General features: G+C 43.6%; 12 protein-coding genes and 1 tRNA gene. 7 read left to right on the forward strand and 6 right to left on the reverse strand.

The genetic code is table 11. From position 1 onward, the window contains the following. Position 1: 1 nt before the first annotated feature. The 7 genes from EO130_RS14395 to EO130_RS14425 all read left to right on the forward strand — a co-directional run bounded on the left by EO130_RS14395 (position 2) and on the right by EO130_RS14425 (position 4,342). Entirely contained in the window at positions 2–1,033 is a 1,032-nt protein-coding gene (locus tag EO130_RS14395; RefSeq protein WP_127142234.1) for an asparaginase, read from the forward strand. Positions 1,034–1,099: 66 nt separating this feature from the next. Continuing rightward, positions 1,100–1,187, forward strand: a tRNA-Ser gene (locus EO130_RS14400). 78 nt (positions 1,188–1,265) lie between these two features. After that, entirely contained in the window at positions 1,266–1,994 is a 729-nt protein-coding gene (locus EO130_RS14405) for a MotA/TolQ/ExbB proton channel family protein (protein WP_127142235.1), read from the forward strand. A 26-nt stretch (positions 1,995–2,020) separates the two neighbouring features. After that, entirely contained in the window at positions 2,021–2,458 is a 438-nt protein-coding gene (locus EO130_RS14410) for a hypothetical protein (RefSeq protein ID WP_127142236.1), read from the forward strand. An 11-nt stretch (positions 2,459–2,469) separates the two neighbouring features. Then, the gene (locus tag EO130_RS14415) at positions 2,470–3,075 is read left to right on the forward strand and encodes an ExbD/TolR family protein (RefSeq protein ID WP_127142237.1); all 606 of its coding nucleotides are present in this window, start codon (positions 2,470–2,472) and stop codon (positions 3,073–3,075) included. A gap of 11 nt (positions 3,076–3,086) precedes the next feature. Beyond that, the gene (locus EO130_RS14420) at positions 3,087–3,569 is read left to right on the forward strand and encodes an ExbD/TolR family protein (RefSeq protein ID WP_127142238.1); all 483 of its coding nucleotides are present in this window, start codon (positions 3,087–3,089) and stop codon (positions 3,567–3,569) included. A 71-nt stretch (positions 3,570–3,640) separates the two neighbouring features. After that, complete coding sequence (locus tag EO130_RS14425) at positions 3,641–4,342, forward strand: porin family protein (RefSeq protein WP_127142239.1); 702 nt, start codon at positions 3,641–3,643, stop codon at positions 4,340–4,342. Here EO130_RS14425 and EO130_RS14430 read toward each other — a convergent pair. The 6 genes from EO130_RS14430 to pyrH form a co-directional block, all read right to left on the reverse strand. Next, entirely contained in the window at positions 4,337–4,939 is a 603-nt protein-coding gene (locus tag EO130_RS14430) for a hypothetical protein (protein WP_127142240.1), read from the reverse strand. The genes EO130_RS14425 and EO130_RS14430 overlap by 6 nt on opposite strands. Next, positions 4,939–6,396: an RNA polymerase factor sigma-54 gene (gene rpoN / locus EO130_RS14435; RefSeq protein ID WP_127142241.1), complete on the reverse strand. Its 1,458-nt coding sequence runs from the start codon at positions 6,394–6,396 to the stop codon at positions 4,939–4,941. Before rpoN ends, EO130_RS14430 begins: the two co-directional genes overlap by 1 nt. A 47-nt stretch (positions 6,397–6,443) precedes the next feature. Then, positions 6,444–7,877 carry an asparagine--tRNA ligase gene (gene asnS, locus EO130_RS14440; RefSeq protein WP_127142242.1) on the reverse strand — a complete coding sequence of 478 codons (1,434 nt, stop codon included), beginning with the start codon at positions 7,875–7,877 and terminating at the stop codon, positions 6,444–6,446. 90 nt (positions 7,878–7,967) lie between these two features. Next, positions 7,968–10,367 (reverse strand): efflux RND transporter permease subunit, encoded by a 2,400-nt coding sequence (locus EO130_RS14445; RefSeq protein ID WP_127142243.1) that lies wholly within the window; start codon positions 10,365–10,367, stop codon positions 7,968–7,970. Positions 10,368–10,442: 75 nt separating this feature from the next. Beyond that, positions 10,443–10,997, reverse strand: a complete 555-nt coding sequence (gene frr / locus EO130_RS14450) for a ribosome recycling factor (protein WP_127142244.1) — start codon at positions 10,995–10,997, stop codon at positions 10,443–10,445. Between the two features lie 42 nt (positions 10,998–11,039). Continuing rightward, on the reverse strand, positions 11,040–11,747 hold the full coding sequence (gene pyrH, locus EO130_RS14455; protein ID WP_127142245.1) for a UMP kinase: 708 nt from the start codon (positions 11,745–11,747) through the stop codon (positions 11,040–11,042). Positions 11,748–11,860 lie beyond the last annotated feature (113 nt).

Here is an 11,860-nt window from a genome sequence, read left to right on the forward strand (position 1 = left end):
TATGAAAAACAAGACCAATATATTGCTGATCTATACAGGGGGTACCATCGGTATGGTGAAGGATTATAAAACCGGAGCCTTAAAGGCGTTCAATTTTGAGGAATTGGTCAAGAACATTCCAGAACTGAAGCAATTGGACTGCAACTTGAGAGGAGTTTCGTTCGACAATCCTATCGATTCCTCCAATATGAACCCCCATTATTGGGCCGTAATTGCATCTATCATCGAAGAACATTATGAGGACAACGATGGCTTTGTGGTCCTACACGGGAGTGACACCATGAGTTATTCCGCATCTGCGCTTAGCTTTATGTTGGAGAATTTGCAAAAGCCGGTCATATTTACAGGCTCCCAGTTGCCCATTGGCGACCTGCGTACCGATGCGAAAGAAAACCTGATTACATCCATCGAAATTGCCGCCCTTCGAAAAAAGGGTAAACCCGTGTTGCAGGAAGTTGGACTTTATTTTGAGTACAAATTGTACAGGGGCAATCGCACCACCAAAATCAACGCGGAACATTTCGAAGCCTTTGATTCTTTAAATTATCCACCGTTGGTGGAATCGGGGGTGCATTTGAAAGTGCATTACAACGATTTGATCAAAAAGGAGACCAAAAACAAGTCGTTGCAAGTCCATAAAAAAATGGACAATCGGGTAGCAATACTCAAACTGTTTCCCGGAATCAACCAAAATGTGCTCCATGCAGTACTGAACATTCCAGATTTAAAGGCCTTGATCTTGGAAACCTATGGAGCAGGGAACGCGCCCATGGACGATTGGTTTTTGGAAGCCATCAAAAAATCGGTAGAAAATGGATTGCATATCATAAACGTGACACAATGCTCAGGAGGAAGTGTTTTTATGGGACACTATGAAACGAGCGAAAAGCTCAAGGAGATGCAACTGGTTAATGGCAAGGATATTACAACCGAAGCAGCCGTTACAAAAGCGATGTACCTATTGGGGACGGGGGTTCCCGACAAATTGTTCAAGACAATTTTTGAGACACCGCTACGTGGTGAAATGGTGTAAAATTAACGCTCCAAATTTCTATAACTGATTATTTTTTTGTTTATTGGTCGCCCTAAATGAAACAATAGAGAGGTGGCCGAGTGGTCGAAGGCGCACGCCTGGAAAGTGTGTATACACCAAAAGTGTATCGAGGGTTCGAATCCCTTCCTCTCTGCAAGGTATTTTAGTTTTTCTATTATAAAATTTTTATATCTTTAACATTATTAACTAACTAAATTTAAGTTTAAGTAAAATGAAAAAAATATCCTTTACTCTGGCTGCTGCCGGAATGTTTGTGATGGGAACTACAACTGCGTCTGCAGCAATGTTGCAAGAAGAAGCTGAAGCCAGCAAAGGTTTCACCCAGGTATTGAAAGAGCAATTTATCCAAGGGGGACCTGCCTTCATGGGAATCGTATTGCTATGTTTGATCTTGGGATTGGCAGTTGCCATCGAAAGAATCATTTATTTGAATTTGGCCACTACCAATTCCACCAAATTGAAGCAACAAGTTGAGGACGCTTTGGCTTCAGGAGGTGTAGAAGCAGCCAAAGAAGTATGTAGAAACACTAAAGGACCTGTTGCGTCTATCTACTACCAAGGTTTGGATAGAGCTGATGAAGGTTTGGAATCTGCTGAAAAAGCAGTTGTTTCTTACGGAGGTGTGCAAATGGGCCAGTTGGAGAAAAACGTATCTTGGTTGTCCCTGTTTATCGCCATTGCTCCCATGCTAGGGTTCATGGGTACGGTAATCGGTATGATTCAGGCCTTCCAGAAAATTGCAGCTGTAGGTAACTTGAGTGCTTCCCTTATTGCGGGAGATATCCAGGTGGCGTTGTTGACAACCGTATTCGGTTTGATCACGGCGATTATCCTTCAGATTTTCTACAACTATATTATTGCTAAAATCGATAGTATCGTAAATGACATGGAAGACAGCTCAATCGCTTTGATCGACATGTTGGCTGCCCACAAGAAGTAATTACGAATTAAAAACTATCGAGAATCATGAATAAAATAGTTAAAATATTGCTCATCGTCATCGGATTGGTAGCTGCCGTACTTTGGTTCTCCCTTCCTTCTGCCGATGATCCAAGCGCCATCAACAGTGGAGCCATGAACTTTATGTTCGTTATTATGTACATCCTGTTGGCCATTGCCGTAATCACTACGGTAGTCTTCGGGTTTGCAAAATTGTTCTCCACAAAAGGAAGTTTAAAGAAGGCCCTTTTCGCCATAGGTGGATTGGCCATCGTGGTAGCCGTTTCTTATGGGCTATCATCTGATAATATGGCCGTGGTCGAAGCAATGTCCGAAAGGGGCGTAGAGACTACGGAAGGAACTGTGAAAAACATCGGAATGGGATTGAACGTATTCTTCATCCTAACAGCAATAGCTGTAGTTCTGATGGTAGTACCAGGTTTGAAAAAAATGTTTGTAAAGTAAAAAGTTGAATTATGCCTAGAAGAAAAGGAGCACCGGAAGTAAATGCCGGCTCCATGGCGGACATCGCATTCCTCTTGCTTATCTTTTTCTTGGTGACCACCACCATAGAAACGGATGCAGGATTGGATAGGATGTTGCCGCCGATAGAGCCGCCAGATCAAGATGTTGTAATTAAGCAGAAAAACATTTTTACTGTAAACATCAACAAGAATGGACAGCTTTTGGTCGAGGATAATTTGATGGAAATGAAGGACCTTAGAAAGGCCGCCACCGCTTTCTTGGAAAACGGTGCGGACGGTACCTGTACTTATTGTAAAGGTAAAAAAGACCCATCTTCGTCAGATAACCCAACCAAAGCCATTATTTCGTTGAAGAACGACAGGGAAACCAAGTATAGCACCTACATTACGGTTCAAAATGAATTGGTAGGAGCCTATAATGACTTGCGTAACCGTGAAGCACAGCGTTTGTACGGTAAGGATTTTACCGATATGGAAGCGGATTATTTGGATCCGGAGACTCCATCAAGCATTAGAGATGACCTGAAAGACAAAGTGAAGCGTATCCAAGATATGTTCCCACAGAAGCTTTCAGAAGCAGAAACAACAACCAATTAAAACTATTTAATATGGCTAAGTTTACCAAAAAGAAGGATGGCGATTTGCCAGCGGTATCAACAGCTTCGTTGCCGGATATCGTTTTCATGCTACTGTTCTTCTTTATGACAGTAACCACAATGAAAGATAGTTCGCTAATGGTTGCCAATACCCTTCCCAACGCTTCTGAAATCAAGAAGTTGGAGAAGAAGGATCGTGTTATTTATATTTACGTGGGAACACCTACGCAAGAATATCAAAAGGTTTTTGGTACTGAACCAAAAATCCAATTGAACGATAAGTTTGCCAATGTGGACGAAGTAGGTTCGTTTATTTTGGCAGAACGCGCAAAAAAACCGCAAGAACTTCAGAACGTATTGACTACTGCTTTGAAAGTGGATAAGGATGCCAATATGGGCCTTATTACCGATATCAAGCAACAATTGAGAGAAGTGAACGCCCTAAAGGTAAATTATACGACCTATGAGGGAGACGCTTTTAACAATCTACAGTAGACAATAACTTAGATTTAGTGGGAAACGCTCCAAATTTTTAATTTGGGGCGTTTTTTGTTTTAAATTCACTTATGATTCGTTTTATAAATCAGTTAATGATTGGCGCATGTGCCCTGTACTCGGTTTCGACTTGGGGACAGTCCTCTGTGGATAGTATCCAAGAGTTAGATCAAAACTATTTGGAGGACCAATTTTATGTTGGTGTGGCCTATAATGTGTTATTGGATGCACCTGATGACATGGGGCAGCGCAATTTTTCCTATAACCTGCAAGCGGGATTTATCAAGGATATACCATTAAATCAAAGACGAAATTTTGGGTTGGGCATAGGAATTGGGTACGCGGTCAATTCGTATTATTCAAATTTGGTGGCATCCGAAGAAGGCAACCAGGTCACCTATAGTGTAACGCCAGATGTTGGTTTTAACCGCAGCAAGCTCGAAACGCATGCTGTTGAATTTCCATTGGAACTTCGTTGGCGCACCTCTACAGCTGCCGATTATAAGTTTTGGCGCGTATATGCCGGAGTAAAGTTTGGGTATGTTTTCTCGGGCCGGTCTAAATTGGTGATGGATAGTGGCAATGAATCATTTTCCAATCCGGATATCCAAGAGTTTCAATATGGCTTGATGCTGAATTTTGGATACAACACGTGGAATGTACACGCCTATTATGGTCTGAATTCCCTGCTCAAAGATGGAACCACATTGAACGAGGCGCCCATCGATGACTTGAACATACTTCGTATCGGTCTTATTTTTTATATCCTATAACCAATATTTCAGAATGATAAGCTGGGAGCAACTTCCCAGTAGAAACCCTATCAATAATTCGTTGGCAGTGTGCGCACGCAAGTATAGGCGGGACGTTGCCACCAAGCCCGTACAAAGAGTAAACAAACTAATGGCAGTGGTAATGTTGATTTCAAAATGGATGCTCAAGGCCACCAGAAAGGTCAAGATGCTCCCCATGCCCAAAAGGTGCATACTTGTTTTAAATTTGAAGAACAATAGGATAAGTGTTGCAGAAGTGGCCGTCAATAGTCCCGTAAAATAGTAAAAGAGCTCGTGTACGTAATTATTGGGTATTACCTTGTACAATATCATTAAAAAAATGATACAGCTAATGTAAAGCGGGTATTTGCGCTCTTGGACCGTAGGAAGGAAAATCGAATGGATGATTCCTAGGTTCTTTAAGATCAGAAAAAAGATAATCGGAATGATTACCGTAAGAATAAATATGGGGAGGATGTTGCCGCTCTGGGTTTCCAAGGTACTATACGGGGCCACCAGAAAATAAGCAATCGTGCCTCCAATCGGGATAAACAACGGATGGAACAGGTACGATATAATGTGGAATATGTGGCGCATCAAATTTCTTTTCGTAGTCGGGCTACCGGTATGCCCAACTGTTCCCGATATTTGGCGACTGTTCGCCGGGCAATCGGATATCCCCTTTCTTTGAGAATCTTGGCCAGCTTTGCATCGGTAAGGGGCTTCTTCTTCTCCTCGTCGCGAATAACGGTTTCCAATATCTTTTTGATTTCCTTGGTGGATACATCCTCGCCCTGCTCATTTTTCATCGCCTCGGAAAAGAAATCCTTGATCAATTTAGTGCCGTAGGGGGTGTCCACGTATTTACTGTTGGCCACCCGAGATACGGTGGAAACATCCATGTCAATCCTATCTGCGATATCCTTCAAGATCATGGGGCGTAATTTCCGCTCGTCCCCGGTCATAAAGTATTCTTTCTGATATTCCATGATGGTGTTCATGGTAATATACAAGGTCTGCTGTCGCTGGCGGATGGCATCAATGAACCATTTGGCCGCATCCAGCTTTTGTTTGATGAACATCACCGTATCCTTTTGGGATTTCGACTTTTCCTTGGCGTTTTTGTACCCTTCGAGCATATTGCTATATTCTTTGGATACGTGAAGCTCTGGTGCATTTCTGCCATTTAGGGTAAGCTCCAGCTCTCCATCCACTATTTTAATGGAAAAATCGGGCACGATGTGCTCTATCATCCGGGTGTTGCCAGAGTAGGAGCCTCCCGGTTTTGGGTTCAGCTTTTCAATTTCCGAAATGGCTTCCTTGAGTTCTTCTTCCGAAACGTGATGTTTTTGGATGAGCTTGGCATAATGCTTTTTGGTAAAATGTTCAAAGGACCGCTCCAAGATGCTAATGGCCAATTCTATCGAAGGTTTTGGCTCCTTTCGTTTCAGCTGAATGATCAAACACTCGTCCAACGATCGGGCTGCCACGCCCGGGGGGTCCAAGTCTTGAACCATCCTTAAAACCTCCTTGATCTTGTCCTCTTCCACATAAATGTTCTGGGTAAAGGCCAAATCGTCCATAATGTCCGCGAGGGGCCGGCGGATATAGCCGCTTTCATCCACACTGCCCACTAAAAACTCTGCAATGGCCCATTCTTCATCGTCCAGATACACCGTATTGAGTTGATTGAGCAAGTATTGGGTAAAGGATATTCCTGCTGCGTAAGGCACTTGCTTATCCTCATCGTCCGCACTGTAATTATTGGTTTGGGTGCGGTAATCTGGGATTTCGTCGTCACTGAGGTAATCATCGATATTGATTTCCTCGGTGTCGATATTTTCGTTGTCCTCCGACTCATCATAGGTATCCTCGTACAGATCATCCAGGTTGTCCGTTTCCTCTTTGCCACTCTCCAAGGCAGGGTTTTCCTCCAGCTCTTGTTTCAAACGCTGTTCAAAAGCCAATGTAGGCAGTTGAATCAGTTTCATGAGCTGAATCTGCTGTGGAGACAGTTTCTGGGAAAGCTTAAACTGTAGATGTTGCTTCAGCATATAAATTGATGAATTGGAATCTTACCTTTTAAAATACTAAAATCAAATTAAAACTCCGCATTTTGCGGTGTTCTAGGGTAGGGTATCACGTCTCTAATGTTGCCCATGCCCGTAGCAAATTGAACCATGCGCTCAAATCCAAGACCAAACCCACTGTGTACCGCGGTCCCAAATTTCCGGAGGTCCAAATACCACCAAAGTTCCTTGGCGTCAATGTCGAGTTCCTTGATTTTTTGTTCCAGCACATCCAAACGTTCTTCCCGCTGCGAACCACCAACTATTTCACCAATTCCTGGGAAAAGTACGTCCATGGCACGAACGGTCTTACCGTCGTCATTCAGGCGCATGTAGAACGCTTTGATGTTGGCCGGGTAATCGAACAGGATTACGGGGCATTTAAAATGTTTTTCCACCAAAAAGCGTTCGTGCTCACTTTGTAAGTCAGCACCCCACTCTTCGATAGGGAACTGGAATTTTTTCTTTTTGTTCGGTTTGCTGTTCTTCAAGATATCAATGGCCTCGGTATAGGAAACCCTTTTGAAATTGTTTTCCACCACAAACTTCAATTTTTCAATGAGTGCCATTTCGGACCGTTCGGTCTGTGGCTTGCTCTTCTCCTCTTCCAATAGGCGTTTTTCCAAGAACTCAAGATCATCTTGGCAATGGTCCAGCACATATTGAAGTATGTATTTGATGAAATCCTCTACCAAATCCATGTTGGCATCCAGATCATAAAATGCCATTTCGGGCTCTATCATCCAAAATTCTGCCAGGTGACGGGATGTGTTGGAGTTTTCTGCCCTAAACGTGGGGCCAAAGGTGTATACTTTGCCCAACCCCATGGCATAGGTCTCTGCTTCCAACTGTCCGGACACGGTCAAATTGGTTTCCTTGCCAAAAAAGTCCTCGGTGTAATCTACCTCCCCAGCATCGTTCAAAGGCGGATTCTTTTCATCCAATGTGGTTACCCTGAACATTTCTCCTGCACCCTCGGCATCAGAACCGGTAATGATAGGGGCATGCATATAATAAAATCCATTTTGCTGAAAGTAGCTGTGAACTGCAAAGGACAGCACCGAACGGATGCGCATTACGGCCGCAAAGGTATTGGTACGAACCCTAAGATGCGCCTTCTCCCTTAAAAACTCCAAGGAATGTTTTTTGGGTTGAATGGGATAGGTCTCGGGATCTGCCGTTCCGTGCACGAATACATCGGTGACCTGGATTTCCACGCTCTGTCCTCGGCCTTGGCTTTCTTCCAAGGTTCCGGTGACCTTTAGCGCGGCCCCAGTGGAAATTTGCTTTAAAAGTGCTTCGTCCAAATTTTCAAAATCCACCACACATTGCATGTTGTGAATGGTTGAGCCATCGTTCAAGGCAATGAACCTGTTGCTTCTAAATGTTTTTACCCATCCATTTACTTCAACGGAGTCTCCTACGGGCTGCTTTTCCAGCAATTCTTTTATGGAATAAGAAATCATTCTAAAACTATCTTAATTGAGTCGGTAAAGATAGGTTTTTGATAAAAAATGATGGCAATGGAATAGCCTAATTTATGGGAGTTTCCGTTACTATTTGTCCTTGGGATTGTCTTCGTCCTTGGGCAAAATGTCTATTTGTGGCTTTTTGAGCACCTGCTTATTGGCAATGCTTCGTTCCAAAGAGAGCAATAAGGATGGTAATAAGATCAAATTGGATAACATGGCAAATAGCAGTGTGGCCGATACCAGACCTCCCAAAGCCTTGGTGCCCCCAAAGCTGGAAACAATGAACACCGAGAACCCAAAGAACAGTACGATGGAGGTATAGAACATACTTACACCGGTTTCGCGAAGGGCTGCATACACCGAACGTTTAATGTGCCAACGATTGGCCGCCAACTCTTGACGGTATTTGGCCAAAAAGTGAATGGTGTCGTCCACCGAAATACCAAATGCAATACTGAACACCAAAATCGTTGATGGTTTAATGGGCACTCCTAAATACCCCATGACTCCTGCGGTGATGACCAAGGGCAGCAGGTTGGGTACCAACGAAATAATCACCATTTTATACGAGCGGAACAGATATGCCATGAATAGGGAAATGAGTCCAATGGCCAAGGCAAGGGAAAGCAGGAGATTCTTGACCAAGTATTTTGTTCCTTTTAGGAACAAGAGCGCTTTGCCCGTCATAAAAACATCATAGCGATCAGCTGGAAACTGTTTGGCAATGGCTTCCTGTACATCTTTTTCTATTTCTTCCATGCGGTCGATTTTTACATCGCGCATGTAGGTGGTCAAACGTGCGGTTTGGCCAGTACTGTCCACAAAACTTTGTAAAAGGTCCGTGCCTCCAGTGGATGACTTTTGCACGGCGTTCATGATAAACGTGTTTTCTTGGCTGGTGGGCAGTTGATAGTATTTAGGTATGCCGTTATAAAAGGCCTGCTTGGAATATTTCACCAGATCAACAATCGAAATAGGTCTGGACAGTTCCGGGATTTCGTCGATAACGGTTCCCAATTGGTCCATTCGTTTAAGGGTCGATGGTTTCATCACGCCGTTTTTCCGCTTGGTGTCGACCACAATTTCCATGGGCATGATGCCGTCAAATTCGGCTTCAAAAAATTGGATGTCCTTATAAAAATGACTGTTTTTGGGCAAGTCCTCAATCCTACTTCCGGTGATGCGCATTTGATAAATCCCAACAATGCTCAATACCAAAATGGCTACTGTGGTAATGTACACCGCAATTCTGTGGTTACGCACCATATTTTCCATCCAGTTGACAAAAATATCCATCCATTTTTTGTTCAGGTGCTTCAAATGCTTGGTCTTTGGAAGCGGCATAAAGCTGTAAATGATGGGTATGATCAACAAGGAAAGAATAAAAATTCCCACAATATTGATGGAAGCAACGATACCAAATTCTTTGAGCAGGTCACTATCCAAAATGATAAAGGTTGCGAAGCCCGAAGCTGTCGTAATATTGGTCATTAAGGTGGCGTTTCCGATTTTGGAAATCACCCGTTGCAGGGAAAGCGCTTGGTTCCCGTGTTTTTTTACCTCTTGTTGGTATTTGTTGATAAGGAAAATGCAATTGGGTATACCGATGACGATGATCAGTGGCGGAATAAGGGCGGTAAGGATGGTAATCTCATATTTGAGCAGTCCCAAAATACCGAAGGCCCACATGACCCCAATGATCACCACACACATGGATATAAAGGTGGCCCTAAAACTTCTGAAGAAAAAGAAAAAGATGATGGAGGTTACCAAAAGCGCTCCCACGATAAAAATTCCTATTTCGTCCACAATGGATTTGGTGTTCCACGTTCGGATGTAGGGCATCCCAGAGACGCGAACGTCCAATTGGGTCTCTTGCTCAAAATTTTCCACAAGGTCGGCCAAGTCATTGAGGATAAACTCGTTCCGAACTGCGGTATTCATGATGTCCTTGTCCAGATACACCACTGTTTGTATGGTTCCGCTTTCGGGGTTGTAGACCAGATTGTCGTAAAACGGAAGTTCGTTGAAAAGGTGGTTGGTAAGCGAATCAATCTCCTGTTTGGTCTTTGGGGCGGACTTGATCAAAGGATTCATCACAAAGGTCTGTGTCTCCGAATCCTTGACGAGTTCTTTTAGGTTTTCCAAAGAAATCACGTAGTCCACTTCGGGGAACGCATCTAGCTGTTTACTGAGCGTGTTCCAACGGTTGAAGTTTTTGGGCGTGAACAAAGCCGAATCCCGAATGGCCAAAACGATGGCGTTGCCCTCTTCGCCAAATATTTGGGTAAATGCATTGTATTGAATGGTTGCGGGATGGTCGTCGGGAAGTATATTGGCCTCGGTATTGGAAAACTGCATGTTTTTCCATTGCAAGGCCAAGAATACGGTCATTCCAACGACGCCAAGTAGAATAAGAATCCTATTGCGGAGAATAATACTTGCGACCTTAGGCCAAAATCCTTTAGTGAGCTTTGCTACCATGTGGGTTTTGTTGGGCGCAAAGGTAGAAAATGATATGTTGTGTTCCTAGGAAAGGACCCTACCAAAACCCAAGTTTTATACCTTCATGATTTCCGCTTCTTTTGACGATAGGATGTTATCGACCTTATCACTATAGGTGTCGGTCAATTCCTGTACGTCTACTTCGGCGTTCTTTAAAAGGTCCTCCGATATATCCAATGCCTTAAGTTCTTTATTGGCATCTTGTCGAGCGCTCCGGATACTTACCTTGGCATCTTCTGCTTCGGCCTTGGCCTGTTTTACCAATTGTTTTCTTCGTTCCTCTGTCAATGGGGGTACATTAATAATGACCATTTCTCCATTGTTCATGGGATTAAAGCCCAAATTGGCGTTCATGATGGCAGTTTCTATCTCTCCCAAAAGATTTTTTTCCCATGGCTGTACGGAAAGGGTTCGTGCATCAGGGGTATTGATGTTGGATACTTGAGAAAGTGGGGTCTGTGATCCATAGTAATTCACCATCACAGTAGAGAGCATCATGGGGCTTGCCTTGCCGGCCCTAATTTTGGTCAATGCTTTTTGCAGGTGGGCGATACTGGCCTCCATGCTTTCTTTGGTGCTGTCCAGAATAAATTTTACTTCTTCGTCCATAACATTCAAATTTATAAAATTGAAACCAAATTGTGCGTCAGTTTACACATTGACCACGGTTCCTATATTTTCTCCAGATACTATTTTGTTCAAGTTGCCTCGGGTATTCATATCGAAGACCACAATGGGCAGTTCGTTTTCTTGGCTTAGGGTAAACGCGGTGGTGTCCATGACCTTGAGTCCTTTGGAAAGCACTTCGTTAAAGGAAATGGAGTCAAACTTGGTGGCATCTTTGTGTTTCTCCGGGTCAGCAGTATAGATACCGTCAACACGGGTACCTTTTAAAATCACATCTGCCTTGATTTCGATGGCCCGCAATACGGCTGCGGAATCGGTGGTGAAGTAAGGATTTCCCGTTCCTCCTCCAAAAATAACGACCCGTCCTTTTTCCAAATGGCGGATGGCCCTACGCCTAATAAAGGGTTCTGCCACTTCATTGATTTTGATGGCCGATTGCAACCTGGTCTGAACGCCTTTGAGTTCGAGCGCGCTCTGCAAAGCCAAACCATTGATGACGGTGGCCAACATGCCCATATGGTCGCCTTGGACCCGGTCCATTCCTTGGCTTGCCCCGGCGAGACCCCTAAAAATGTTGCCTCCTCCAATTACGATGGCGACTTCAACACCTTTGTCGATTACCGATTTTATTTCTTCGGCATATTCGTCCAATCGCTTGGCATCTATACCGTATTGTTGTTCGCCCATAAGGGCTTCCCCGCTCAATTTTAATAAAATTCTTTTGTAATGCATTTAGAGTTTCTTGAAGTCCGGACAAAAATAATCAAAATTATTTATGGGATAGGAAGAATTGCAGGTTTGATGCGGACATAAAAAAACCGCTTCTTTTTGGGAAGCGGTTCGTT

The organism is Flagellimonas marinaquae, assembly GCF_003992675.1.
Lineage (GTDB): Bacteria > Bacteroidota > Bacteroidia > Flavobacteriales > Flavobacteriaceae > Flagellimonas > Flagellimonas marinaquae.